This is a genomic window from Cribrihabitans pelagius, assembly GCF_048820915.1.
GTDB classification, from domain to species: domain Bacteria; phylum Pseudomonadota; class Alphaproteobacteria; order Rhodobacterales; family Rhodobacteraceae; genus Cribrihabitans_A; species Cribrihabitans_A pelagius.
Window position 1 is genome coordinate 1 of record NZ_JBMERR010000009.1, and the last position, 24252, is coordinate 24252.

The window sequence follows — 24252 nt, forward strand, 5'->3', positions numbered from 1 at the left end:
GGGCCGCGTCGGTGACGGTCTGTCGGCGGATAATCCCATTCTGGCGACCAATGGAGATATGGCTCTTATAGCCGAACATCGGGATCGCGAGGTCGACCGGCTTACTGCCGTCCGCACGCGGCTTTGCCTTGGAGTACTTGACCGTCCAGCGCGCGTTCGTGTCCTTCTGCGCCGCCTTTGCAGGCTTATCCGGCCAGATCTCCTGCGCGGTTTTGCCCGCTTTGACGGCCGCCTTCTCGCCGTCCGAATTGCGCTGGCGCGGGGCAGCGATGAGGCTTGCATCGATGATCTGTCCGGCGCGTGGGATGAAGCCCGCCTGGTTGATTGCCCGGTCGAGTTCCCGGAACAGCCCGTCGAACGCATCAGCCTTGATCAAGGTCGCGAAAGTCCCAGAGCGTGTTCGCGTCCGGCACTGTGCCGGCGATCCCGAGACCGCAGAACCGCATCCAGCTGAGCCGGTCCCGAACCATACGCTCGGTTCCCTCGAGCGACAGTCCATGCAGGCTCTGCAGCACCAGCATTCCGAACTTCAGCACAATGTCCAAAGCCGGTCGACCGCCCTTGGAACTGCGCGGCCTGCCAGCCGCGCACTCAAGAATTGGCCGAAAGCGCTCGAAATCCACCGTGGCATTCAATGTCTCCAGCGGATCGCCACCCGCCGAGATCTCCGCCAGCCGGTCATCAACGCTCCAGAAGCCTGCTTGCCTCGACATGGCCGCCTCCCGGTTACGCGGGAAGTGAATCACGTTATCCGCCGATCAGCCAGAGGTTTCCGGAGGTGTCCAACTGTATCAAGCTGCTTGGCCAATCCCTGATGGCCGGAGACTTCGAGCGGCAGGCCGCGGAAATCCAAGTCCGCGCCGCCGTGCTGAACCGGCACACAGCTCTTGGCATCCATGACGTATCTGTCCCATAGGGCATCCTTCCATTCCATCGAATGAATCGCACCATCAAACCTTGGGATCAAACACCTAGTCCCCGTGGGCGGTGGCCTAATCGGACGCTCCTCTCCTCCGCCAGCCCCGCAACGATAGCTGCGGGCCGGAGGCAAGGCGGTTCATCCGATCAAATCATTCCCTCTCGCTCCCCCGGGTCTCAACGATGTGCAAGGGGCGGGTATTGGCAGCCGGGATAGTCGACCCCCAGATAACCGGCTTCAAACCGGTCCAGGTTCTGCCGCCAGGCCCGGCCGGGCCAGAGCAGGTCCACAGAGCGTTCAGCGGGGTGGTAGGCGGCGGTGTAAAGTGTGCCAAAACCCCTGTCGAAAGCCAGGGAATACAAGGGCGGCTTGAGGAACGCGCCGATGAATTTTGCCTTGGGCTCCTCGTGCAGCGTCAGCCGCTGCAGGAGAAAGCGCTCCCTCTCGACGGAAGCTGTCAGGCGCGCATGGCTGGTCCATTCGACGCGTTCCTGATGGTTTGTGGCAACCGCCGCACGGGTGATGAGGGCAGTGCGGTCGGGGGCCAGGAAGGCGGTGAAATAGGTCCGGTGGCGGTCCAGCACCGTCACATTGTAGCTCATGTGGCAGGGCACCCGCTGCAGCACCTCTTGCGCCTCCTCAAGTGTATCGCAGGTCTGCAACAGGTAACGCAGGATCAGCGGCACGCCGAAGCCATCCCCGATCGCGCGGCGCCCGCCGAAGGTGAGCGAGACGGCGAGCCCGGCATCGTTCACCCCGTCCAGAAGCCCGAACAACCCGTCCGACGTGCCCATCACCTTGCGGTCCTGCCATGCGGTCTTCAGGTACACCGCGTCAAAGGCCGCCGGGTTGTAGTCGTAGTTGCGCACCAGAAGCGGCTCCCGGCCCGGCCAGACCGCCTGGCTGCAGCCCGCCAGGTAACGCGGCGGGCAGTAGAAGCTGAGAAAGCGCGCCTCCATGTCGCCGCCGCCCACGGCGGCGCAGAGCTGATCGTAGATCCCCACGATTTCGGGCATATGGGTCTGAAGCGCCCGCCGGCATTCGGCATAGGTCGGCCGGCCGGTCAGGCCCTCGCTTGCCCACCAGTCCAGATAGGCGCTGCGGTATTCGGAAAAGAGCCCGGACAGCACCTGCCCGGGCTCGCTCTCCTGCAGGGCGCGGAATGTGAGTTTCATCCCCCCTACATAATCTTGAACGCCGGATCCTCAAAGGCCTGCGCCGAGGGCAGCGGGCGCGCGGAATAGGCGTTCTTGATGCCGTCGATCCAGCGCTTCGACTTGTCTGTCAGCTGGAACCCTTTGGTCATCGACCGGCCGCGGGTGACAAGGATGCCGAGATCGGCGCCCTCATAGCGGTAGTCGCCGGCGTTGGCGATGCGCAGGAAAAACGCCTCGTCCTCGCTTTCGACGGCGCGCCGGTGGTAGTCGAACCGGTCAAACACCACCTCGCCGTCCGGCAGCATCCGGTAGATGCCGGATTCCGGCGCGGAGGTCACGATGTCGACGGTATCCTCGGTGTGTTTGATCACCATCTGCGACCAGGAATCGATCATGTCCGGGTCGGCCCATCGGTCGTTCAGCTCGCCCACATCCAGCTTGAACGGCTTTTTCGAGAACTCCAGCAGGTGGAACAGAAACAGAGGCGCGTCGGCATGGGCAAAGGCCGCGTGGTTGGTCATTGAGGAGGCCCCGGTGATGCGCGGGTTCAGCTCGCCCAGCCAGATCTCGCCGGTTTTCTTGTCGATCAGGAAATCCAGCTCGAAATAGCCGCGGTAGCCTTCCTTCCGGAGCTGCTCGCCGAACTTGAAGGTCAGCTCGCGCGCCCGCTCGCGGGTCTTGGGCGGGAAGGCAGTCGAGAAGATTTCGTTGCCGCACCAGCCGCCGCGGTAGGGGGTCAGCTCCTTGAAGCCGACAAGCTCGGTCATCAGCGGCCCGACGATGGTGCCCTCGGCGGTGGCGCAGGCCTCGATCGCGGAGCCGCGGCAGTCGATCCGCTTCATGATCTTGATCTCGCCCTGGCCGGCGATCTCGTGCTCGTGCTTGCGGAAATCGGCCTCGGTTTTGATGAAGAAGGTGGTGTGCCCGGAATCGCCAAAGGCGCTTTGCAGCACCAGGTCGTTGCCCAGATCCGCCTTCTGGCAGATCTCCTTGAGGTGGTCGTAGCTCTCCACCTCCGACAGCGTGTTGGGCACCGAGGGCACGCCCGCCTTGTTGCCGACGCGGACGGTTTCGATCTTGTTGTCCATGCTGGTGCGCAGTTTCGCCTTGGGAAACCACAGCTCACCGCCGAGCTCCTTCACCAGCTGCTCGGTCTTCTCGTCGAACATCAGGAACACGAACTTCGGCTTGCCGCCGCGCGCCTTGACGTAGTCGATGACTTCCTTGTGCTGCAGCAGGTAGTTGTTGATGTCCTCGATCGACTGGAATTCGTCATGCGGCAGCTCCGAAGGCACTAGAACGTTCGGGTGGCGGCCGTCGAAACAGTCCATGTAGCAGATATACTTGAAATTCTTCACCCATTCATCAAGTCCAAGAAGATTAAAGTTCGTCGCTGAGACAAAATAGACCGGGTCCGGGTTGGTGTGAAAATAGCGGCGGATTTCCGAAATGTTGTTCAGAACTTTCTTCGGCATGTATGTTCTCCCTGTGAATTCTATTTCTTGACGGACATCAAAGCCTCTTTGGTGAAAACGCGCAGGCCCAGATCCTCGCGGTAGCCGTGGATCTCGCTGACATCGAGCGCCCGCATGAAGGACATGATTTCCGGGCTGATGACCTGTCCCGGCACCAGAATCGGAAAGCCGGGCGGGTAAGGTATGATGAAGCTTGTCGAGACCAGCTCCTCGCCGGCTTCGAGGCGCTGCATCAGGCGGTCGTCGATCGGGATGTAGTCGCAGTTGTCCTCGTTGTAGGCGAGGAAGAAGGCGGTGCGGATGTCGCCTTCCGGCGTGTCGGTGCCCGCCCGGAAGGCATCGTGGAAGCGGCTGAAGTCGGGCAGCGGCGGGACGTGCTCGATCAGGGCGGAAACCCGGTTTTCAAACGAGCGGCGCTCCATCTTGGAGGCATCGTCCAAAAGCTCGTCCAGTTCGTTTGCGATCTCCACCAGCACTTCGATCAGATAGGCGACCGAGGACCGGGTGGTGCCGATATTGGTCATGAACAGCACGGTGTTGCGCGAGGTCTTGTTGATCTGGATGCCGTATTTGTCCATCAGAATCTTGGTCTTGAAGGTATCGCCGTCCCAGCCGGTGCCGCCCACCGCAAGCGTGACGCGGGTCGGGTCCAGCACGAATTCGTCCTCCCGCCACATGTGCCAGGTATCGGCCCAGCCGTGGTCCGGGTTGTAATAGGCCGCCACCCCGCTGTCGCGGAACTGTTCGGGGATCATCTCGCCCGCGGTCAGGATCCGGAAGTATTTCTGCAATAGCGGGTTGTCGGAAATGGCGCGGCGGATCGACATCGCGCTTTCGATCTGCTTCTGCACGAACTCGAACCCCTCCAGCTCCACCTGGCGCCGCCCGACGTCGAGCGAGGCGATAATCTGGTAGTTGGGGGAGGTCGAGGTGTGCGTCATGTAGGCTTCGTGGAAAGACTGCTCGACCTCGCCCTTGAAGTCCTGGTCGTTGACATGGATCATCGAGCCCTGGCGCAGCGAGGTCAGTGTCTTGTGGGTCGACTGGGTGGCATAGGCGCGCACCCGCGCATCCGGCGGCGGCACCAGCCGCGTGTTCAGCCACTGGGCCTCCTCCGCGTCTTTCAGCGCCTCCTGCTGGGCCTCCCAGGCCGCGGCGGTGTCCGGAGTGCGCAGCGTTTGCCGCAGCGTGTTGGCCACCCCCATCGCGGTGCGCTGCCGGTAGGTCGGGTCAAAGCGGGCAAAGCCGAACCAGGCCTCGTCCCAGAGGAAGATCAGGTCTTTCTTGATCGCAAGGCATTCCTCCATCACCCGCTGCACGTTATAGACGATACCGTCGAAGGTGCAGTTAGTGAGCAAAACCATCCGGACCCGGTCCAGCTTGCCCGCGGCCTTGAGCTGCAACAGCGTGTGCTTGATCTCGCGCAGCGGCACCGCGCCATACATCGAGTGCTCGTGCAGCGGGTAGCTGTCCATGTAGACCACGCTCGCGCCCGCCAGCACCATGCCGTAGTGGTGCGACTTGTGGCAGTCGCGGTCAACCAGCACGATGTCGCCGGGCCGCACCACCGATTGCACCACAATCTTGTTGCAGGTGGAGGTGCCGTTGGTGGCAAAGAACGTGTGTTTCGCCCCGAAGGCCCGCGCCGCCATGTCCTGCGCTTCCTTGATCGGCCCGCGCGGCTCCAGGAGGCTGTCGAGCCCGCCGGAGGTGGCGGAGGTCTCGGCCAGGAAGATGTTGGAGCCGTAGAAGGCCCCCATGTCCTGGATCCAGTGCGAGCGGCTGATCGACTTGCCGCGGCTGATCGGCATCGCATGGAAGACGCCGGTGGGCTGTTTCGAATATTCCTTCAGCGCGGTGAAGAACGGCGACTTGTAGCGGCGGTCGACGCCGCGGAGGATGTTGAGGTGCAGCTCCTGGAAGTCTTCCTGGTTGTAGAACACCCGCCGGCAGCGGCCGAGGTCCAGCCCGGCAATATCCTCCGCCGAGCGGTCAGTGACCAGATAGGCGTCCAGTTCGGGGCGGATCTTCTCGATCAGGCGGCAGGATTCGGGGCCGTATTCATGCGGCTCGATCGCATCGACTTCCTCGGTTTCGCTCACCCGGGTGAGGTACTGGCTGAGGATCGGCAGCTCGATCTTGGACTTCAGCGACAGGCCGGGGCGGATCACCACGGCCTGGACGTTGTAGTTGAACAACACGCCGATCAGCGCGTCCTCCAGCGAAGGCACGATCACCGGCTCGTAGATGAACGGGTCCTCCACCCGGCGCATGCGCAGCAGGTTCTGCCGCAGGAACCGTTCCTGAGATTCCGAGACGTCATCGACGATCAGCACCTCGAAATAGGGACGTCCCAGGGCGCGCGCTTCGGGCGCGAGGGAGGCTTCGTCCTCGTAGTCCTCGGTATCGATCTCGTCGGACGACAGCGGGATCGACCGCCGCCGGTAGGCGCCCGAGGTCAGCGCCCGGGCGATGCGCCGGACCGCAATCGACAGATCGCCGGTATTGCCCTGGTGCAGCAGGCGCCGCAGGTGCTCGAAGGCATGGATGCCGGGAAAGGCCCAGTACCGTTCGATCGGGGCCAGCACCTCGAACAGGTGCTCGGCCGTGTTCATCAGCTTCTTGCCTTGCCGGCTGTCGGCGCTGTGCCGCGAGAGGCCTTCGGCGGCCTCCCGCAATGCGCTCCACCGGTCTGCGCGCAGCTGAGTTGCGCTGTAGTAGTCTCGGATCGACGGGAATTTCTTCTCAGATTGCAAATTCAAGACCTGCCCCCTTTCTGTCGTGTCCGGACCAGCGCCGCTACCCGGTCCGATTAACCTGAGCCCGCCTTTCCGGGAAAGGCGGAGTAATATTGCGGCGTAAGTATCGATTGGTCGGCCTGTTCCAGCGAGGTCCTGGGATCCGGCGCCTGCAGCCCGCGGGCCGAGCCCTGCTTGGGTGTCTCCAGCGGGCCGAGCGTCCTGAGGTAGGCATCGGCGCCGCTGGCCCGGTCATAGACGGTAAACTCGGCCTCCCGGTCGCGGAAGCTCTTCAGCACCTGGCCAAGCCCCTTGAGACCGGTTTCGCGCTGGCGCCGGACCTGGTCCAGGTCGATCTCGATCGGGAACATGTCCTCCTGGCCGGCCGACTGGTGCAGCACGGTGGCGGAAGGGTCGACAACGATGGAGCGGCCTACACCGCCGACGCCCAGCCCGTTCACGTCGATGACATAACATTGGAACTGGGCCGCCGTCGCGCGGGCGATGGCGAGTTCGGCTTCGCGGTCAGTGGTGCCGGTCAGCACCGGGTGCAGCAGCACCTCCACCCCCTGGCTGGTCAGCTGGCGCGTGGTTTCCGGGAACCAGATATCATAGCAGATCGACAGCCCGAAGCGGCCGATCTCGGGCACGTCGAAGACGCAAAATTCGGTGCCCGCCGAGATCCCTGCCTCGTAAGGGCGGAAGGGAAACATCTTGGAGTATTTCGCGGCGATCTCGCCTTCCGGGTTGATCACCACGGAGGTGTTGAAGATCCGGCCGTCCTCGGTCTTCTCAAACATCGAGCCGGGGATCAGCCAGATGCCGAAGCGGCGGGCATCCTCCTGGAACTGCTGCAGGGTATCGTTCGGGAACGGCAGGGCAAACCGGTCCAGCGGCCCGTAAGGCGCGAGTTCGGAAAACAGAACCATCTGGGTCCAGGGGAACCGGGCCATCAGGATCTCGATGCGGTGCCGCATGGCCTCGACGTTCGAGTGAAGCGCGGCAACGTGCATCTGAACACCAGCAATTGCAAAAGGTGTCATATTGGGCGGTTCTCCAGCTGTCTGTGTTACACGCAGTCTATTTGGGGTTCCCGGCCGTGGCTAGGGTGTATCCCCGCCGGCCGCGGCCGCCGGGCGCCGGCCGCCGCCACGTCCCACTCCAAATGCGCTCCAGCCCGGGCGGAGGGAGCGCCTGGGCCCGGTGCGTTTTGTGATATTTTCACGCCGTCGCCAGCCCGCAAACGCACAGCGCCGGCCGCCACGGACCCGGCGCATTATGCCTCAGCGGCGAGACGCGTTTCAGGCGTGCAGATCCTGCGCCAGGCCAGCCTCGCTCCGGCCTCTCAGCAGGCGCTTGGATCGGCGTGACCGAGAGTGAGCCGCGCAGAGATCTGCGCAGCCCCCAGGCCATCGCGATGTCCGCCTCGTTGGTGGCGGCCCAGAACTCCAACGGGATGAAGTTCCGCAGGTGCTCGCCGGCGGAAGTGATCTAGAAGCCCATCAGTCACTTGTCCGGGCCGATCATCACAAAGGCAGCCAGCGGCGCAACCGGCAGCCAGATGCTCCATTCCGGTATCTGCTGGATCCCGGATATGATCGGGGAAGCGGCAATTATCGGCGCCGGGACGATCAGGACGGTCTTCAGGGTCAGCGTCACCCCCCGAGCTCGGCGGATTTGACCTTGTTGGCGCCGGCGCCGTTCAGCGCCTCAGCCGGGCTGAAGGCCATCAGCTTGATGTTTTCGCGCGCGGGGATGCCTGCAGGCACGTCCATGCCGTTGCGCGCCGGGATGCAGCGCATCTCCCGCACCAGGTCCTGGCCGCCACCTGCGACAGCACGAAGACGGCGAATTTCTGCGCCGCATCGGCAATTTTTGCGGTGTCCAGGAGCGCCACCGCCCCGGTCGCGTAGCTGACGCCCTCCACGGGGGAGACGAAATCGACCGGCGAACCATCGGCCTTGTTGCGGAGGGTGAGGAAGCCGAGCATGGCGCCATGGGGCTTTCCGCCCGGGGCCACGGCCTTGAAAGTGCCGCTTCTGCCGCCCTGCACGCGGGCCTCGTTGCCGGCGGGGATCTGCTTCGTCGAGTGCTAGCAGCCCCCGGGCGCTGCAGAGCACGGGGTCACAGGCGCCGGCCTCCGGCGATTTGAAGGCCTTCAGCTGCCCCGCCTGCGCCATGACTTCCTGCGTCACGCACCGGCTTGGCGTCAAGGCCGGGGTCGGCGGCGGGAAGGCAACGACGGTTTTCTGCGCATCCGCATTGGATTGCGAGGCGTAGAGGGTGAAGGTTTCGGCAATGGACGCAGTTGCCGCCAGGGCCAAGGCGGCGGACAGAAGGGTTTTTTTTCCGAAACCTCCAGGATGTGGCTGTCGTTCGATAGGTTTGAACCGCCGGTATTTCCCGGGACTGCAACCTATTTGCGCCGTTTTGCCAAAAGGGATGTTGTTCCTTTCCGCCGCAGGCCGGTTGCCCGGGAGGTTAAGTAAGTCGTTCCCCTCTCCGGGACAGAGAGTGTTAAAGAACGGAATGGAGTCTTCGGTGCAGCGCCCTGTGCGCGGGAATGACGGGGAAGTCGTCCGCTCGGCCTGTGCCAGAATACCCTTGGTGATTACCGCGGGGGCTGGCATTATTCGCCCACAGGGTGAGTTTGCGGGAGATACCTTCATGCGTTTGGCCCTATTTCTGGCAGCCCTGGCTGCAACCGCCCCGGCCCTGGCGCAGAGCCAAGCGCCGCAGGTCGCGATCGCCCGTCCCTTCGGCGGGGAGGTGAACGATCATTTCGACGACGCCTCGAAGACCTCCGGCGGGGTGCTGGCGGGGCTCAGGGTTGCGGTCGCGGGCTCTGCCGCCTTTGACCCCTCCAATGTGCTGGTCGCGGCGCCGCCGCCGTCTGGCAGCATCATCTGTGTGCGCGGGGTCAGCCGCGACGGTCTGTACTGGACGCGCACGCCCTATACGCTTGAAGCCGGCGGTACGGGACAGGGCGCAGTCCGCCTGCAGCCCTTCGCCAAGCAGGAATACGAGCGGCACCTGCGCGCATATGCTCGGGAAGACGTGGCCCTCGTCGCCTTCACGGCCTCCGATGAGACCTGTTTCGAGGAGCACGGGCTGTTCCTGCCGGAACTGCCGGCTAGTGGCGGAGCGGAGGAATTGCAGCTCCTGGTGAACTCCGGCTCGCGGCGCACGAAGGTGGAGCTGGCGCTCGAAGGGACGGCGGGCGGCGGGCCGGTGCAGGGCAGCTGCGCAAAGGTCCAGCACGAGCGGATTGCCTTTGACACCCGCTGCCGGGTGGCCTTCGGTCCTTTGACGGTGCCGGCGGTGGGAGTCCTGCGGATCAGCCTGGATGACGGGCTGTCCCCGGTGACCAAGTCCTATCGCGTGCAGCTGCGGCAGATGCCATGACAGGGCAGGCCCAGCAGACCAAATCACAGGCCAGGCGCGGCGCCGTGCTGTTTGTCGTGGCTGGCCTTGTTGTCACGGTGCTCTTCGCGCTGCTGCTGAAAGTGGCGGTCACGTGGTTGTTGTCGGCCGCCAAGCCGGTGCTTTTTGCCGATGTGCGGACCAACCATGTCTCCTTCACCGCCGACCGCAGCCAATTGGCGATCCTGCCCCTGCGCAATGCCATTCTTATCGCCCCCAGTGACCTCTGTGAAGCAGCTGAGGAGGAGGAGAAGCTGGGGGACCAGGACCCGCGCCTCACTGCCCGCATCACCCCGCCTACCGGCGCCACGGTTGAGTATTTCGCCCTGCCGGAGTTTATCCAAATCAACATCCGCCCGAAGGCCGCGAAGGATCAGATCCTGGTGGAAAGCCAAGGCGCGAACTGCCGCCTGTCGGAGCGTCTGACCGTGCTTTTGCCGAACGAGACACTCCGCCGGAACCAGCCTCTGCCGGTCTTTGGGCGGCTGGAGGTGAGCCAGGAAATCGGCATGCCGCCGCGCCCGGATCCGGGGGATCTGGAGGCCGCCACGCCCGCCGGGACCCAGGTGGAGCGGCTGCCGCGGTTCTTTATCCATGGCGGCACTGCGCAGATCTTCGCGCGCTCCTCCTCCCCCTTGGACAGCGGCAAGCTTTACCCGGTGGCCGAGAGCAGCTTTCCCATCGTGCGCGGCAGCCGGATCGAGGTGGCGGGCGGGGAGGTTTCGGGCACTGTGATGCGGCTGCCGGGGGAGCCGGCCATGAACCTGCAATTCACGGTGAACGCCGAAGAGCTGAAAATTTTCCGCCCCGGCAGCGACCAGCAATCCGAGGTCATCGCCGTCGGCCCGATTGCCCGCGCCTTTGGCGACCCGACTATCGCGCCGTTCCTGGTGGCCTTCCTGGTGATCAGTTTCTTCCTCCAGCTGGGCTTTGGCTTTTTCTCGCTGTGTATGGATTGGCGGAAAGGAGAGACATGAGTGTTCGCCTGATTTTGCTGTGCATCACCCTTGCCGCGGGGCCGCTCGCTGCCGCCCGGGCCGAGACGGTCTTTGTTGCCGCGGCCTTTGCCGAAAAGGCCAACGGCTGGCTGTTTGGCTCGCGCAAGGACCGCAGCTGCTGGATCGCCTTTCCCTGGCATCTGGTCGACCGCAACGGCGGCGAGGGCGGGCTGCGGTATCTTGACCAGTCCGGCCGCGCCGGCGAGACCGGCCGACCGGCCCATACGGTGCAGATCGAGGGCGTGCAGGCGGCGCCCGGACTGGAGGATCTGGCCTTCGCCCGGGTGACAAGCGGGCGCCGCGCGGGCGAATGCCCTTCGCGCCTGGGGCTGCCAAGCAGTTTCGCCTTTAACGACGCCCTGCGCGCGGGCGGGCCGCTGCAGCTTACCTTCATGCAGGAAGGGACGTTCCGCCGGATGGAAATGGAACAGACCCTCGCCACCTCGGATGCAGAGCGCGGCAGCCTGCTGCTGCTGCGGCCGCGCAGCCAGAGGGACCTGGGCTTCCTGCAAAAGGGCATCAGCGGCTCGGTTGCCGAAGTCAGCTGGCATGGCCGCCTGCGCCCTGCCGCGATGGTGCTGGGGGAGGCAGACGCCGGGGCGGAGGCCGTTCGGGCGCTGCGTTTCGACCGGATCCGGGCCGCCTTCGAAGCGCTGGAGGCGGCGCAGGACGCTGAACCCGGTGCCGAAGGGAAGGCGGCGCCGGGCCTGGCCTTCACGGTTGTCAGCCTGGCGGCGGATGTGCGGGACGGCTCCGCGCAGCTCACGGGCCTCTCCGGGCAGGGCGCCTGCTGGCGCGCCGCGCCGCCCGCGGGCAGCCGCACGGTGGAACTGGTGCTGGAGGTGGCGGCGGCAGACCGCCGCGTGGGAAGCCTTGTGCTCGCGGCGGCACCGGACTGCGCCGCACCGGCCCGCGCGATTGTCGAGGGCCGCAAGCCGGGTGCGCTTTGGGAGGTGCTGTCGTCGGCCTGCCATGCCGGGCCGGAGCCGCAGCCCTGCCGGATCAACCGCGCGGCACCCTACGAGATCCGGCTGAAACTGCTGCCGCAGGCCGGGGAGGCCGGGCTGTCGCGTATCGCGCTGCAATGAGGGGGAGGCCGGCCGGGCTCAATCCATCAGCTCGGCGGAAATCGGGTAGGTGCCGAGGTTGCCGCAATGGATTATGCCTTGCAGCTGCGAGTGTTCCGCCAGGTCTGCGGACAGCTTGCATTTGTAGCTGGCCGATCCCCATTTGACCGGGCCTTCCCAAACGACGCCGGGGCCCAGCACTGCGGCGGTTCCGCTGTATTCCTCTTCCGGTTCCCGGTTCGAGAAGGTCGTGTACCAGGTCGCAGTGCCCGCGCCCGCATCGCCGTTGGCGGCCTGGAACACCAGGCCGGTTTGAATGGCCGGGTACAGGCTGCCGGGCCGCTCCGGCTTCTCGACCCGGAACCGGATGCGCGGCAGGGCGGCGATCACGATGCGCAGCGCCGCGTTCCTGAGATCCACGTTGTCCGAAGCAAAGACCTGCCGCATGCAGGCCTTGCGGATATCGATATTGTTTGTGGCCACCGCATCGGCGAGGTAGCCGATCACCAGATCCGGGTTCGGGTCTCCGCAGGCGTCCCGCCAGCTTTGCAGTGCGGCGGCGATGCTCCGGGCATTGGATTGGGCGTTGGCAGGAACGGGGCTGAGCGCAAGCCCGAAGGCTAGAAAACAAATGGCACTTTTTAACATCGCGGCACCGGGTTGCGGTTAATGAAACAACCTAGATCTGGCACCAGTTTCGCGGCTGCGTCAAGTTTGCCGCCTGGGCGAGCGGGCGGCAGCAGCCGCCGTTCCCGCGTAAGTCACTGATAAATATCGTGAAGGATGCGGAGATTTCACATGTTTCAGCCTGCTGGCAGACCAGATGCGCGCCAGGATTGTTTACCGGCCGGGCAATTACGCTATATTTGCGATGGGTATTGTTTGCGAGTCCGGTTCGGAGCGTTTCCCGTAATGCCGCGGTTGTTTTCCCTTTCATTTCCCTTGTTCTGCCTTGCCGTTTTGCTGCTTTGGTCCGGGTCTGGCCGGGCGCAGGCCGTCTGGCAGTTCACCCCGGTAGAGGCGGCGGGCGTGGGTTCGGCGGACCTTGTCCACGGCGGCAAGCCGGTGCTGGCGCTCCGCTGCCGCAGAGCCGGCAGCAAGAGCCCGTTCCCGGGCCGTTTGGGCGAGGAAGGCCGGCCGGGCGTTGCTCTGATGCTGCTGTCTCCGGAGGGGGCGGACAGGGTACAGCGTCAGCCCCGCCGGTTCCGTTTTGAGATCGACGGCCAGGCGGCGGCCACCTTTGCCATGACCCACGACCCGCGCGATGCCGCGATGGTGGCGCCGGTGCTGCTGCACAGCCCGTTGCTGGCCCGGATGGCCGCGGGACGGCGGCTGACGGTGCTGCATTGGCAGGGCGGCCGCAGGGACGTGAGCCTGCACGGTGCCGCTGACGCCTTGCAGGCACTGGTATCTTTTTGCGGCCGCACGGATGCGGACCTGCGCCCGGCGATCAATTGCGCCACCGCTCAAACGCTAAGCGCACAGGCGGTCTGCACCCACCCCGGCTTGGCGGAGCTGGACCGGAGCATGGCCGCGCTGTTGCAGCGGCTTGGCACCGGCGGCGCGGCGGGTTCCGGGCTTGCGCAGGGCCAGGCCGCATGGTCCGCCAGGATGGCCGGATGCGGGAGCGTGCCCGATTGCATCGCCGGGCACTACCGTGCCCGTTTGCAGCAGCTGGAGGGGGTGACGGCGCAGACGCGCCCGGCAGCGGCACCAGCAGCACGGCCCGGCAGGACGCTAGACGGCCGGGAAGCGGTGGCCCAGGGGCTGGGCCTGTGGCTGCTGGGTCAGCGGCCCGGCTTTGTCCGCACCTATCGTGTGTCAAATGCGCTGCGCAGGGACGATCTGCCGCCGGGCTACCCCTCGGTTCCCGAGGGCGCGCGCGCCGGTTCACCGGAGGATGCCGCCTTTCTGCAAGCGGTAAGCCGCCTCGCGGTCCGGGTGCACCCGCCGCAGCAAGTGGTGCTCGGCATTCCGGTCCGGCTGGAGCGGCCTGGCACGGGACAGCCGCCAAGCCTGCGCCTCGATCCTCCTATGGTGAACGCAGGCCTGGAGTCCAGCGACCCGGCGGCGGTCCGGACGCTGCACGTGGCGGCAGGCTATGGCATGGGAAAGGTCCGCCTGATCGAGCAGGCCCCGCTGCCCTTGCCCGTGCCGCCGGCGGTTGCCATGCGTCTTGCAGGGACTGGCGATACTTCGCGCGCTGCGCAAGCCCATCGCGAGGACAGAACCTATTTGCGCGCAAAGATTGCGCTGGGCGAATCCCGGGTGCGGCTGCCGGCAGAGACGCAGAATGTGTATGGATTGACCCAGAATACGATCTCGGCGGACATCGCGATGCGGGTGGAGGAGGTTGCGCTGATCCTCCAGCCTCGCACGGAGCACCGCCCCCGCTATGGTCAGCCGGTCCCGCCCGCGCCGCCGGAGCAGGTACTCCACGTGTGGCGGCGCGGCGCAGGGCAGCAGACCCCGCCCGCGGGCCCGGCCAGCTTTGCAGACTATGGCTTGCTGCCACAGGGGGGGCGGATGCTGCACCCCACCTCCGCCGCCCGTGAGCACCTGGGCCTGCCCCCGGACCCTGGCAGGCGCGGCCCCGCGCGGGCGCAGGCGGCCAGTCTCGCCCTGCGCCTGGCGGCCGTGATGCAGGTCGGCGGCGAGCGCCCGCTGGCGCCCGAATTGGCGCTGTCGCTTGCCTTTTCGGTGCTGAAGCCCTTGGAGCGCGACCGGGTGCTGCCGGTGGGCTTCCGGGACAGCCCGGAGGCCACGGGGATGAGCGCGCCGGAGTGGCAGCGGGCGCTGCGCCGCGCCAGTCCCGCGATCGCCCGGATGGTGCAGGCCAAGGCACCTGCCCTGCCGGTCAGGATGCGCGGCCTGGGCCTGTTGCAGCTGCAGACCTATGATCCCGCATCGCGAGGCTTTGCCTTCCGCCTGGACCCGCAAGACCTGCTGTGGCTGCAAGGCGGGCCGGCAAACGGCGGGCTCTGGCCTTACCGTAATCAGTTTCCGGAGTTCCTGCCGGTCCCCGAGTCCCGGGCCATTGCGCTGTTGCAGCGGCTGGAAGTCGACAGGCTGCCGGGGGAGAGCGTGGTGGCGGTACTGGACTACCAGCTCGGCCCGCCCCGGGTCTTGGCGCGCGGGCAGGGGCCGGTAACGCAGAAGGAGCTGGATCTGCTGGAGATCCCGGTGATCCCCGAGGCGCTGCACCTGCTTGAAAACCTGGAAGCGCAGACGGTGCTGGCCAGCTTCCCCTTGACCCGTCCGGAGCCCGCGGACGGGGCAGATCTGCCTGCCGAGCTTTACCTGACCACGGCCGCGAGCCTCTGGGCGGCCGCCGGAGCGTTGCCGGGCGGCGAAGCCATGCTGGCGGAGCGCGCCGGCGGCTTGCCGGGCATGGGCCGCCTGACCAACGCGCAGAGGCTGATGCGCATACGGCAGGAAATCACCCGGATTTCGGCGCTGCGGCGGGAGAGCTACATCGTCGGTGGTGTCTTGAGGCTTGCCGGGTACGACACGGCCCGCGGCGGCTTTGCGCTGCAAGGCCACCTCCGGCTGGAGCCCGTCGCGCACCGCCATGACCTCAGCGAGCTGCGGCCTCCGGCGCTGGCTGCGGCAGCGGGGGAGGCGATGCCTTTCCTCGCTGCAACCCCGGAACAGGCGCAGCAGATCGAAGTCTACCTGAACCGGCAGCGGGAATTCCGGGTTTTGCTGCGGGTGCGGCCGCTGGCGGTGAAGGAGCACAGCACCCTGCTCGTCTCCCGGCCGTCGGAAATCCTGGCGGGCCCTGCCCGGCAGAACGGGTTCCCCGAACGCATCGCATTGACGCTGACGGTGGCCGCGAAGAAACGCACCGAGGCCAGCCCGGATGCCACGCTGGCAGCACCGGAGCGGCTTTATCTGGACCGCGAGACCGTGGACCTGCTCACCATCCGCGCCGAACCGCAACTTTACGATCGGGACGCTTTCAAGCGGATGCTGGACGAGCGTTTGGCGCGCGAGCGTCTGGCAGCGGCGCAGGGCGCTGCGCTGCCCTGGGGCGCCTTCTTCCGCAATCCGGACGCGGGCCTGACCGAAGAGGATCTTGCGGCGGTGCTGCCGGCCTTCACGGAATGGACCCGCAAGCGTGCAGCGCGTCTGCCGGAGCGGCTTATCGTCCCCATGGCTGCACAGGGTATGGGTGACCACCCGGTTACCGGTTGTTCGGGCTTTGGCTATCTGGCGGAGGCTGGGCGCGGCGGGGCTGTCAGCGGGCATGCAGGCAAACTCCTTGGCAGTGACGCGCAAACTGTCCGGACCGCGCGCCCGCAAAGCGCGCCGCCGCAGGTGCCGGCGCCGGGGCTGGACCGGGCGCTTCTGCTGCGCGGCCGGGCCTCGCACCAGGGAATTCCGATGGGGTTCCGGGCCTGCCCGTCCATGCCGCGGCACAGCCATTTGCAGACGCCATCCGCAGATGGCGATGCCGCCGCCTACACCGACGCGCTGGTGATCCTGCGCAAAATGCCCACGCCGGGCGCGGTCGCGGGCCGCCCGGTGGCCTATGACTACGGCATCGAGGTCTCCGGGGTCCGCTTCGTGCCGTTGCCGCCCGGCGGCAGCGACTTGCCGGGTTTTCGCGGCGGGATCGTGCTTGAGGGGACGGTCACTGAACTGGCTGTTCACACCGCCGCCGGCAGCGGGCAAAGCAAGGTCACCGCGCGGCTGGCACCGAAGGACTGGCAGGCGGCCCATGGCACGGCGCCCGCCAGCCTGGAGATCCGCGGCCTGACACTGGGGATGAGCGAGGCAGAGTTCCTGGAGCGGGCGCGCGGGATTTTTCCGGAAGGGGCCGCGTTCCGCGCGCTGCCGCAGGCGCAGCCCACGCTTTACGGCAGCGCCGCCGCACTGGTCTCCGCGGACGGTGAGGAAGCGCTGGCGGCCACGCTGGTGCCTGGAGCGGACGGCGCATTGGTCACGGCCATCCTCTACCACCGCCGCCTGCCCGCCGGGGATGCGACCTTTGCCGGGCTGCGCAGCGCTTTGGAGCGGAAATATGGCGCCATCTCGGTGGAGCGCTCCGGGCGGGAGTTCTACTGGGGGGTGCCGGCCGCGCAGATCGACCCGATGGGCCTTTGCACCGGCACACAGCTTTTCCAGGGGCTCGGGGCGCCGCAGATGCAGCTGGAAGGCACCGGCGGGAGCAGTGCGGAAAACCCGGGCGGCACGCCAGCCCTCTTGCCCCGGCGCTGGGCGCAGGGGGGGAACTGGCGCGCATTCGGCTGGCCCTCCGACGGCAAGGAGGCGCGCAGCTACTTCCGGGCAGAGGAGGTTCTGCCGCTTTGCGGTCCGGCGGTGGCGGCCCGGGTGGGCGATCGCGGACGCGAGGGGCTGACGCTGGATATCTGGCTGGTCGACATTCCCCGTGCGCGGGCGCTGGCCGAGGCCGCGCCCCGGGTGCAAGAGGAGATCGATCTGGATCTGTGAATGCGGGGGCTGGCGCGCAGGGTCAGGCCGCCGCCAGCCGCGCCGCGCGGATCAGGGCCAGCAGGCCGGGTTCCGATAGCGGTTTCTCGATCGCCGGGAGCTGGACTGCCCCGCGAAGGCCCGCAGGCGGCGGGGGGATGCGGCGGGCGGACATCACGATGACATGGCAGCCCTCCTGCACATCGCCGGCCAGCCGGGCGAGGTCCCAGCCGGAATGGCCTGCGTCGAGGTTCAGATCGCTCAGCAGCAGATCCAGCCCTGCCATCTGCCGCAGCAGCGCCGCGCCTTCGCCGTAGCTGGATGCCTGCCGCACGCTGAGGCCGAAGCGTTCCAGCGCCGCGGCGGCGGCGGCGAGGTAGGCCGGGTCGTCATCCACCACCAGCGCGGTGCCCCGGAACTGCGGCGGCCGAGGGGCGGGTGCGGCCTCCGCATGCGGCGGGAAATCCATGGCGACGGCAGTGCCTGCGCCGGGGCGGGAGGTGATCGACAGCCGGCCGCCGGACTGATGCACGAAACCATCGACCATCGACAGGCCCAGCCCGGTGCCGCTGCCATCGCTGCGCGCGGTGAAGAAGGGGTCGGTGGCCTGTTGCAGGATTTCTGGCGGCATGCCGCAGCCGTCGTCGCAAATGCAGACGCGGGCGCCTTCGGCGCCGCCTTCGACGCTGACCCGCACCGTGCCCGCGCCTTCGATCGCCTGGCCTGCATTAACGCAGAGGTTCAGGATCGCGCTTTCCAGCTGGCCGGGGTCGATCCGGGCCAGCACCTCTTCGCCGGGCAGGCCGAACTCAAGGGCAGCGGTTTCGGGCAGCGCCATTTCCAGCAGGTCCGCCATGCCCTCCACCAGCTGGCCGATGTCCGTGACTTGCGGCTCCAGGTGCTGCTTGCGGGCAAAGGCCAAAAGCCGCTCGGTCAGGGAGGTGCCGAGATCCACCGCGGAGCCGATCCGCGCTTGCAGACGCCGCGCCTCCGCGCCCTCCGCCCCGTCCAGCAGGTGCAGGCTGCCCGCGATAGTGGAGAGGATGTTGCCGAAATCATGCGCGGCCTCGCCGGTGACCTTGCCCAGTGTCTCGACCCGGCGGATCTCCTCCAGCCGCTCGTCGATGCGCTTGCGCTCGGTGGTTTCCGACAGGAGCCAGACCGCGCCGCTGTCGGGCAGGGGGGAGTGGCGCAGCTCCAGCACGTGGCCCGCGCCATCGCGCCATTCCTCAAATCCGCCGCGCTCGCCCGCGCTGGCCTGCCGGCTGAAGGCGGAGCGCGCAAGCAGGTCCTGCATCGCGGGCGCGGGGCCTTCCGCGGGCGGCAGCCGCAGGAGGCTGCGCAGCTTGCCGTTTTCGGCCTCGATCCGGCCATCGGCGGCGGTGATCGCGATGCCGTCCTGGATGTTGCGGAACACGCGGGCAAAGAGCGCGTTCTGGCGCCGAATCTCGCCGGTGCGCCGGTCCAGCTTGCGGGCGTTGTCGCGGAACACCTGAAAGGCTTGGAACAGCTGGCCGATCTCGTCTTCCGCCACCCGCGGGGCGGGCAAGGTGCTGCGATGGTCGCCCGCCGCCAGCTTGCGCATGGCATCGGCCACCCGGCGCAGGTTGCGCGCCACGTAGCGGGAAACGAACAGGGCCGAGACCACTGCCACCAGCAGACTCGCCAGCGTCAGCGCGACAAAGGAGTTGATCGCAAACCCGAGGTTCGAGGAGGTCTCCGCCCGCGCCTGTGACAGCCGCGCCTGGGCCTCTGCCACCCGCTGCCCGGCGTATCGGTTGATGCGGCCGGTCTCCTGGCGGATGCGGAACAGGGCGTTTTCGGCATCCAGCCCGGCGGCAATCTCGCGGTGTTTCAGCAGGAAGACCGGGGCGCTGCGAACGGCCGCCTGGTCGATCTCGTCAAAGGTTGCGCGATGGGAGGGCAGCAGCTTGGCGGCCACTGCGTCCCGGTCCTGCGCGTAGCGGCGGGAAAACTCGCCCAGCTCGATCATTTCCTCGGCCCGGACCGCGCCGATGACACTGGCTGTGAGCGCTTGCAGTCCGGCCCAGATCTCACGCTCGGCCAGCGGCAGAGAGGTGTCGCCCGCCAGCCGCCGCACCCGCCGGCTGAGCCGCAGCATGTCGCGGCGGATGGCGGTCAGCTCGGCCTTGCGGGCGGCCTGCGGCACCAGCGCGGCGGTGAGGTCGCCAATCGCGATACGCAGCCGCGCCACCGGCAGGTCCAGCGCCGGGTCGTGCTCCAGATGTGTCTCGATACTGCGCAGGTTCTCCAGCACGCTTTCCGCCTCCGCCTCCAGCTGGAACGGCGGGAACAGCGCAAACAGGAAGGGCGCCGAGGCGGCGAGATCGGCGGAGCGACGCGACAGGTCCAGCGCTGCGGAGACCTCGGCCAGCGTGTCCTGATGCAGCGTGTTCATCCACAGCTCGGTGCGATTCAGCACCCGCATCCCGATCAGGCTGACGAGCAGGATCAGGGCAAACAGCGTGGCGATGGCGGCCGAGAGGTGAAACCGGACGCTGAGCCGGGGCAGGGGCGGCATCGCGCTCAGCCCGGGGAGAGGTGGAAGACGTAGCCTTGCGCGCGGCGTGTCCGCAGATGCACGGGCTTGGAGGGCACGGTCTCGATCTTGCGCCTGAGGCGCAGGATCAGCACGTCGATGGTGCGGTCGACGTAGCGCTGCATGTCCGAGCCCAGCTCCTCCAGCAGTTCGGGCCGCGGGATCACGCGCTCCGGGTTGCGGGCGAAGTATTCCAGCAGACGGTATTCGGCATTGGTCAGCGGGATTTCGCCGCCCTCGCGGTTCAAGAGCCTGCGTGACTGCACATCGACGCGCATCGAGCCAAAAACGATGCCCTGCCCGGTGGCGGGTGCCGGTTTCTGGCTGCCAAGCCCGTAGCGGCGCAGCACTGCGCGGATGCGGGCGACCAGCTCGCGCGGGTTGAACGGTTTGATGAGGTAATCGTCGGCGCCGGTCTCCAGACCGATGATCTTGTCGATCTCGTCACCCACGCCGGTCAGCATGACGATCGGGATCTCGTAGCGTTCGCGGATGTGGATCGCCAGCGTCAGCCCGGACTCCCCTTGCAGCCGCAGGTCGATCAGCGCGAGGTCCACCGGCGGCGGGTCGCCAAGCGCGAGGAAGGCGGCGATGCTCTCGCAGCACAGTGGCTCGAACCCGCTGTCCTGCATCAGCGCGGCCAGCGTGTCGCGCACGTCGGGGTCATCGTCCACGATGGCAATCAGCGGCTCCGCCTTGCCCTGTTGCATGCGTCCCTCCTCCTCAACGGGGGCTTTTGTCTTCCCCGGCGGCGCCTCCCCGCGCCGCTCCGGCAAACCCTAGCATCTCTAGCGAAGCGCGCAGCGGTTTGAAACATTGTTAACATCAAAACCGCCGATCTGCTGTCCGGTTAACATATCCCGGCTCGCCGACGCTGCGTGCAGGCCGCTAACGTGAGAAACACGAGCGCCTGTGACGGTCGGAATATTGTTCCGGCAGCGGCGCTTCAAAGGGAGGAAAACATGGAAAAATTCGTAACCCGGGCCGTGGCGGCGCTGGGCATCCTGTCGGCCGCGGCGGTCTCGGCCAGCGCGGCGGAAGACTGCGCCGAGCGCGGCGCGCTCGATGCGCTTTACTGCGACGCAAACGGCGATCTGGTGGCCGACACACCCACCGATCCGGCCAAACTGAACAACCCCGACACACTCGTTTTTGCCTACACCCCGGTCGAGGACCCGGCAGTCTACGCCGATATCTGGCAACCTTTCATTGCGCATCTGGAAGAGGTGACGGGCAAGGACGTGCAGTTCTTCGCGGTGCAGTCGAACTCGGCCGAGGTCGAGGCGATGCGCTCGGGCCGCCTGCATGTGGCGGGTTTCTCCACCGGGCCGACGCCCTTTGCGGTGAACCTCGCCGGTGCGGTGCCGTTTGCGATCATGGGTGCCGAGGACGGGCAGTTCGGCTACAAGCTCCAGGTCTTCACCCAGGCCAGCTCCGACATCGAGAAGGTGAAGGACCTGGCCGGCCGCCGCGTCGCGCATACTTCGCCCACCTCGAACTCCGGCAACCAGGCGCCGCGCGCACTGTTCCCCGATCTGGGCGTGGTGCCCGACAGCGACTATGAGGTGATCTATTCCGGCTCGCACGATCAGTCGATGCTGGGCGTGGTTGCGGGCGACTATGACGCGGCGCCCGTGGCCTCGGAAGTGGTGGACCGCATGGCCGAGCGCGGGCTCTATGACCCCGCCGACGTGCGCAAGATCTGGGAGAGCGACCCGTTCCCGACCACTTCCTTCACGGTGGCGCACAATCTCGACCCCGAGCTGACTGCCAAGATCAAGGAAGCCTTCTTCAGCTTCGATTTTGCCGGCACCAAGCTGGGGGACGAATTCGACGGCGTGAGCAAGTTCATCCCGATCACCTACAAGGATCAATGGGCGGTGATCCGTCAGATCCAGGCCTCCAACGGGGTGGAATACACGCCCCAGGGACTTGCCGGGAAATAACCACAGACCACGCGCCCCGGCCGCCGCTGCGCGGCCGGGCAGACCCGCGGCCCCTGCCTCGCCCCTCGCGGCAGGGGAGGGGCCGCGCTTTGTCCGAAAGGCCGCCATGCTTAGAATTTCCAAACTGACAAAACGCTACGGCTCCGGCGACCCGGTGCTGAAGGAGCTGGACCTGACCGTTGAGGGCGATCAGGTCACCTCGGTGATCGGCTCTTCCGGCGCCGGCAAGAGCACGCTCTTGCGCTGCATCAACCGGCTGGTCGAGCCGACCTCGGGCTCGATCCAGCTGAACGGCACCGAATTCACCACCCTGAACCGCCGCCAATTGCGCGACGCGCGCCGCCGCATCGGCATGGTGTTCCAAAGCTTCAACCTGATCGACCGGCTGACGGTGATGGAAAACGTGCAGTCCGGGCGGCTGGGCTATATCTCCACCTGGGCGGCGCTGACCCGGCGCTACCCGCGCGAGGATATCCGTCACGCCTACGAGCTGATGGAGCGGGTGGGCATCGCCCATTACGCCAACAAGCGCGCCGACGAGCTGTCGGGCGGCGAACGCCAGCGTGTCGGCGTGGTGCGGGCGCTGATGCAGCGGCCGGAGATCCTGCTGGCGGACGAGCCCACCGCCTCGCTCGACCCCAAGACCTCCGAGCAGATCATGTCGCTTCTGCGCGATCTCGCCTCCGAGCTGAAGCTGCCGGTGATCATCAACATCCACAACGTGGGTGAGGCCAAGCAATACAGCGACCGCATCGTCGGGATGCGCTACGGGCGGATCATCTTCGACGATCTGCCGGGCGCGCTGGGTACTGCGGAGATGGATGCGATCTATGCCGGTGTGCCGGCCGAGGACCGTGCGCAGGCTGGCGCCGGTACGAGTGCGGGCGCCAGTGTCGGGGCCGCGGCATGAGCAGCATACCGGACACCTGGCGCAAGCCGCCCTTCATCGCGAGCCCCGTGCTGCGCTATGGGCTCTATGCAGCAGCGGGGCTCTATTTCATCATCACCCTGGCGACGCTGCCGATCGACTGGGACCGCGCCGCCGAGGGGCTGACGCGGGCGCAGCGCATTTTCAGCGGCGCCTTCCCGCCCAGCTTCGACCGCGCGGGCCTGCTGATCGACGGCTTCCTGGAAAGTTTGAAGATCGCCATCCTTGCCACCGTGGGCGGCGTCGCGCTGTCGGTGCCGCTGGCCTTCATGGCGGCGGGCAACATCGCGGTGCGGCCGGTGTACCTGCTGGGCCGGGCCGCCATCATCATCGCGCGCAGCTTCCACCCGGTGATCGTCGCGATCATCTTCGTAAAGGCAGTGGGCTTTGGCCCGCTGGCGGGGGCGCTCACGCTGGTGGTTTACTCCATTGGCTTTGTTGCCAAGCTGCTGGCCGAACGCATTGAAGAAATCGACTTCGGCCAGGTTGAGGCGATGCGGTCCGCCGGGGCGGGCTTCATCGCGACGCTGGCCTATGCGGTGATGCCGCAGATCATGCCGCGGCTGGTGGGGCTGGGCATCTATCAGCTGGACAGCAACCTTCGCGCCTCCGCCGTCGTCGGCATCGTCGGCGCGGGCGGTATCGGGGCAACGCTGGCCAATGCCTTCGGCCGCTACGACTACGACTTTGCCCTCGCCATCACCATGGTCATCGTCGGTGTGATCCTGGTGTCGGAAGCGGTGAGCGGATTTGTCAGGAAGCGGATTGCATGATGAGCACTCAACCTTTGCAGCAGACCCTCGATCACTGGTCCCGCTTCACCCTGCGCCAGCGGCTGATGCGCTATGGCGGGCTGGCGCTCACGCTCCTGGTGGTCGGCTGGGCGCTGGGCAGCATCGACGTGATCTGGGAATGGGTCTGGGACGCGCCGGTGCAGATGGCCGACCTGTTTGGCCGGATGATGCCGCCCGATCCCAGCAATCTGCCTTCGATCCTGGAGGCGATCTGGCAGACCGTGAACATCGCCACGCTGGCCACCATGATTGCCGTCGTTGTGTCGCTGCCGGTGGCCTATATCGCGGCACAGAACACCACGCCGAACCGGGCAGCACTCTGGCTGGGGCGGTTCATCCTGGTGTCCTCGCGGTCAGTGAACACGATCATCTGGGCGCTTCTGTTCGTCGCCATCTTCGGCCCCGGCATCGTCGCGGGCATCGCCGCGATCATGTTCCGTTCGATCGGCTTCCTTGGCAAACTGCTGGGCGAGGCGATCGAGGAGATCGACCGCAAGCCGGTGGAGGCGCTGGAGGCCGCGGGCGCCTCGCAGTTCAAGATCGTGCTCTATGCCATCGTGCCGCAGGTGATGCCCGCCTTCTTTGCTGTCGCCATCCTGCGCTGGGACATCAACCTGCGCGAATCCACCGTGCTGGGGCTGGTCGGCGCGGGCGGCATCGGGATGATCCTGCAGGGTGCGATCGACACTTTCAATTGGCCCGAAGTCTCGATGGTGCTGCTCACCATCCTGGCGCTGGTGGTGTTTGGCGAGGTGGTCTCCTCCGCCCTGCGCAAGCGGATCCTGTAACCGGGATACCGCTTGCCTGTGGT

At 66.6% G+C, this 24252-nt stretch carries 19 protein-coding genes and 1 pseudogene; 8 read left to right on the forward strand and 12 right to left on the reverse strand.

All coding sequences use genetic code 11. The annotated features are described in order from the left end of the window. The 9 genes and pseudogenes from ACOHX0_RS09635 to ACOHX0_RS09675 all read right to left on the reverse strand — a co-directional run. Nucleotides 1-376, reverse strand: a pseudogene (locus ACOHX0_RS09635) (IS5/IS1182 family transposase); the annotation flags it as partial. Next, nucleotides 363-713, reverse strand: a complete 351-nt coding sequence (locus tag ACOHX0_RS09640; protein WP_420676470.1) for a transposase — start codon at nucleotides 711-713, stop codon at nucleotides 363-365. The pseudogene ACOHX0_RS09635 and the gene ACOHX0_RS09640, both read right to left, overlap by 14 nt. Nucleotides 714-742: 29 nt before the next feature. After that, on the reverse strand, nucleotides 743-898 hold the full coding sequence (locus tag ACOHX0_RS09645) for a hypothetical protein (RefSeq protein ID WP_420676630.1): 156 nt from the start codon (nucleotides 896-898) through the stop codon (nucleotides 743-745). Nucleotides 899-1095: 197 nt separating this feature from the next. Continuing rightward, the gene (locus ACOHX0_RS09650; RefSeq protein ID WP_420676471.1) at nucleotides 1096-2094 is read right to left on the reverse strand and encodes a C45 family autoproteolytic acyltransferase/hydrolase; all 999 of its coding nucleotides are present in this window, start codon (nucleotides 2092-2094) and stop codon (nucleotides 1096-1098) included. A 5-nt stretch (nucleotides 2095-2099) separates the two neighbouring features. Next, entirely contained in the window at nucleotides 2100-3551 is a 1452-nt protein-coding gene (locus ACOHX0_RS09655; RefSeq protein ID WP_420676472.1) for a biotin carboxylase, read from the reverse strand. A 20-nt stretch (nucleotides 3552-3571) separates the two neighbouring features. Next, on the reverse strand, nucleotides 3572-6313 hold the full coding sequence (locus tag ACOHX0_RS09660; protein ID WP_420676473.1) for an aminotransferase class I/II-fold pyridoxal phosphate-dependent enzyme: 2742 nt from the start codon (nucleotides 6311-6313) through the stop codon (nucleotides 3572-3574). A 50-nt stretch (nucleotides 6314-6363) separates the two neighbouring features. After that, a complete protein-coding gene (locus ACOHX0_RS09665; RefSeq protein WP_420676474.1) occupies nucleotides 6364-7332 on the reverse strand; it encodes a carbon-nitrogen hydrolase family protein in 969 nt (322 codons plus the stop codon). Between the two features lie 463 nt (nucleotides 7333-7795). Next, on the reverse strand, nucleotides 7796-7948 hold the full coding sequence (locus ACOHX0_RS09670; protein ID WP_420676475.1) for a hypothetical protein: 153 nt from the start codon (nucleotides 7946-7948) through the stop codon (nucleotides 7796-7798). Further along, nucleotides 7945-8091 (reverse strand): hypothetical protein, encoded by a 147-nt coding sequence (locus ACOHX0_RS09675; protein WP_420676476.1) that lies wholly within the window; start codon nucleotides 8089-8091, stop codon nucleotides 7945-7947. The genes ACOHX0_RS09670 and ACOHX0_RS09675 overlap by 4 nt, the downstream gene beginning before the upstream one ends. Before the next feature lie 865 nt (nucleotides 8092-8956). On the opposite strand from ACOHX0_RS09675, the gene ACOHX0_RS09680 reads away from it, so the two are divergent. Genes ACOHX0_RS09680 through ACOHX0_RS09690 form a run of 3 tightly spaced genes read left to right on the forward strand, consistent with a single transcriptional unit; the run spans nucleotide 8957 to nucleotide 11798 of the window. Then, nucleotides 8957-9694, forward strand: coding sequence for a hypothetical protein (locus ACOHX0_RS09680; protein WP_420676477.1), 738 nt, complete (start codon nucleotides 8957-8959; stop codon nucleotides 9692-9694). Beyond that, nucleotides 9691-10689 carry a hypothetical protein gene (locus ACOHX0_RS09685; RefSeq protein WP_420676478.1) on the forward strand — a complete coding sequence of 333 codons (999 nt, stop codon included), beginning with the start codon at nucleotides 9691-9693 and terminating at the stop codon, nucleotides 10687-10689. Before ACOHX0_RS09680 ends, ACOHX0_RS09685 begins: the two co-directional genes overlap by 4 nt. Further along, on the forward strand, nucleotides 10686-11798 hold the full coding sequence (locus tag ACOHX0_RS09690; RefSeq protein ID WP_420676479.1) for a hypothetical protein: 1113 nt from the start codon (nucleotides 10686-10688) through the stop codon (nucleotides 11796-11798). Before ACOHX0_RS09685 ends, ACOHX0_RS09690 begins: the two co-directional genes overlap by 4 nt. An 18-nt stretch (nucleotides 11799-11816) precedes the next feature. Here the strand turns inward: ACOHX0_RS09690 and ACOHX0_RS09695 are convergent, their stop codons facing one another. Further along, a complete protein-coding gene (locus ACOHX0_RS09695; RefSeq protein WP_420676480.1) occupies nucleotides 11817-12425 on the reverse strand; it encodes a hypothetical protein in 609 nt (202 codons plus the stop codon). 504 nt (nucleotides 12426-12929) lie between these two features. Here ACOHX0_RS09695 and ACOHX0_RS09700 point away from each other — a divergent pair. Next, the gene (locus ACOHX0_RS09700; protein ID WP_420676481.1) at nucleotides 12930-17234 is read left to right on the forward strand and encodes a hypothetical protein; all 4305 of its coding nucleotides are present in this window, start codon (nucleotides 12930-12932) and stop codon (nucleotides 17232-17234) included. Nucleotides 17235-17256: 22 nt separating this feature from the next. Here the strand turns inward: ACOHX0_RS09700 and ACOHX0_RS09705 are convergent, their stop codons facing one another. Together ACOHX0_RS09705 and ACOHX0_RS09710 are read right to left on the reverse strand one after the other, a co-directional pair. Then, nucleotides 17257-19755 (reverse strand): sensor histidine kinase, encoded by a 2499-nt coding sequence (locus ACOHX0_RS09705; RefSeq protein ID WP_420676482.1) that lies wholly within the window; start codon nucleotides 19753-19755, stop codon nucleotides 17257-17259. 5 nt (nucleotides 19756-19760) lie between these two features. Next, nucleotides 19761-20483, reverse strand: coding sequence for a response regulator transcription factor (locus tag ACOHX0_RS09710; protein ID WP_420676483.1), 723 nt, complete (start codon nucleotides 20481-20483; stop codon nucleotides 19761-19763). Between the two features lie 252 nt (nucleotides 20484-20735). Between ACOHX0_RS09710 and phnD the strand changes: the two genes are divergently transcribed. The 4 genes from phnD (at nucleotide 20736) to phnE (ACOHX0_RS09730) (ending at nucleotide 24229) form a co-directional block, all read left to right on the forward strand. Next, complete coding sequence (phnD, locus tag ACOHX0_RS09715) at nucleotides 20736-21719, forward strand: phosphate/phosphite/phosphonate ABC transporter substrate-binding protein (RefSeq protein ID WP_420676484.1); 984 nt, start codon at nucleotides 20736-20738, stop codon at nucleotides 21717-21719. Between the two features lie 106 nt (nucleotides 21720-21825). After that, nucleotides 21826-22629, forward strand: coding sequence for a phosphonate ABC transporter ATP-binding protein (phnC, locus tag ACOHX0_RS09720; RefSeq protein WP_420676485.1), 804 nt, complete (start codon nucleotides 21826-21828; stop codon nucleotides 22627-22629). Then, nucleotides 22626-23420: a phosphonate ABC transporter, permease protein PhnE gene (phnE, locus tag ACOHX0_RS09725; protein ID WP_420676486.1), complete on the forward strand. Its 795-nt coding sequence runs from the start codon at nucleotides 22626-22628 to the stop codon at nucleotides 23418-23420. The genes phnC and phnE (ACOHX0_RS09725) overlap by 4 nt, the downstream gene beginning before the upstream one ends. Further along, a complete protein-coding gene (gene phnE, locus ACOHX0_RS09730) occupies nucleotides 23420-24229 on the forward strand; it encodes a phosphonate ABC transporter, permease protein PhnE (RefSeq protein WP_420676487.1) in 810 nt (269 codons plus the stop codon). Before phnE (ACOHX0_RS09725) ends, phnE (ACOHX0_RS09730) begins: the two co-directional genes overlap by 1 nt. Nucleotides 24230-24252: the final 23 nt, after the last annotated feature.

Excerpts from the sequence above, each read along its gene's own strand:
- ACOHX0_RS09640 (WP_420676470.1), bottom strand. The coding sequence starts at position 713 with ATGTCGAGGCAAGCAGGCTTCTGGAGCGTTGATGACCGGCTGGCGGAG.
- ACOHX0_RS09645 (WP_420676630.1), bottom strand. The coding sequence starts at position 898 with ATGGATGCCAAGAGCTGTGTGCCGGTTCAGCACGGCGGCGCGGACTTG.
- ACOHX0_RS09650 (WP_420676471.1), bottom strand. The coding sequence starts at position 2,094 with ATGAAACTCACATTCCGCGCCCTGCAGGAGAGCGAGCCCGGGCAGGTG.
- ACOHX0_RS09655 (WP_420676472.1), bottom strand. The coding sequence starts at position 3,551 with ATGCCGAAGAAAGTTCTGAACAACATTTCGGAAATCCGCCGCTATTTT.
- ACOHX0_RS09665 (WP_420676474.1), bottom strand. The coding sequence starts at position 7,332 with ATGACACCTTTTGCAATTGCTGGTGTTCAGATGCACGTTGCCGCGCTT.
- ACOHX0_RS09675 (WP_420676476.1), bottom strand. The coding sequence starts at position 8,091 with ATGCGCTGCATCCCGGCGCGCAACGGCATGGACGTGCCTGCAGGCATC.
- ACOHX0_RS09680 (WP_420676477.1), top strand. The coding sequence starts at position 8,957 with ATGCGTTTGGCCCTATTTCTGGCAGCCCTGGCTGCAACCGCCCCGGCC.
- ACOHX0_RS09685 (WP_420676478.1), top strand. The coding sequence starts at position 9,691 with ATGACAGGGCAGGCCCAGCAGACCAAATCACAGGCCAGGCGCGGCGCC.
- ACOHX0_RS09690 (WP_420676479.1), top strand. The coding sequence starts at position 10,686 with ATGAGTGTTCGCCTGATTTTGCTGTGCATCACCCTTGCCGCGGGGCCG.
- ACOHX0_RS09695 (WP_420676480.1), bottom strand. The coding sequence starts at position 12,425 with ATGTTAAAAAGTGCCATTTGTTTTCTAGCCTTCGGGCTTGCGCTCAGC.
- ACOHX0_RS09700 (WP_420676481.1), top strand. The coding sequence starts at position 12,930 with ATGCTGCTGTCTCCGGAGGGGGCGGACAGGGTACAGCGTCAGCCCCGC.
- ACOHX0_RS09705 (WP_420676482.1), bottom strand. The coding sequence starts at position 19,755 with ATGCCGCCCCTGCCCCGGCTCAGCGTCCGGTTTCACCTCTCGGCCGCC.
- ACOHX0_RS09710 (WP_420676483.1), bottom strand. The coding sequence starts at position 20,483 with ATGCAACAGGGCAAGGCGGAGCCGCTGATTGCCATCGTGGACGATGAC.
- phnD (WP_420676484.1), top strand. The coding sequence starts at position 20,736 with ATGGAAAAATTCGTAACCCGGGCCGTGGCGGCGCTGGGCATCCTGTCG.
- phnC (WP_420676485.1), top strand. The coding sequence starts at position 21,826 with ATGCTTAGAATTTCCAAACTGACAAAACGCTACGGCTCCGGCGACCCG.
- phnE (WP_420676486.1), top strand. The coding sequence starts at position 22,626 with ATGAGCAGCATACCGGACACCTGGCGCAAGCCGCCCTTCATCGCGAGC.
- phnE (WP_420676487.1), top strand. The coding sequence starts at position 23,420 with ATGAGCACTCAACCTTTGCAGCAGACCCTCGATCACTGGTCCCGCTTC.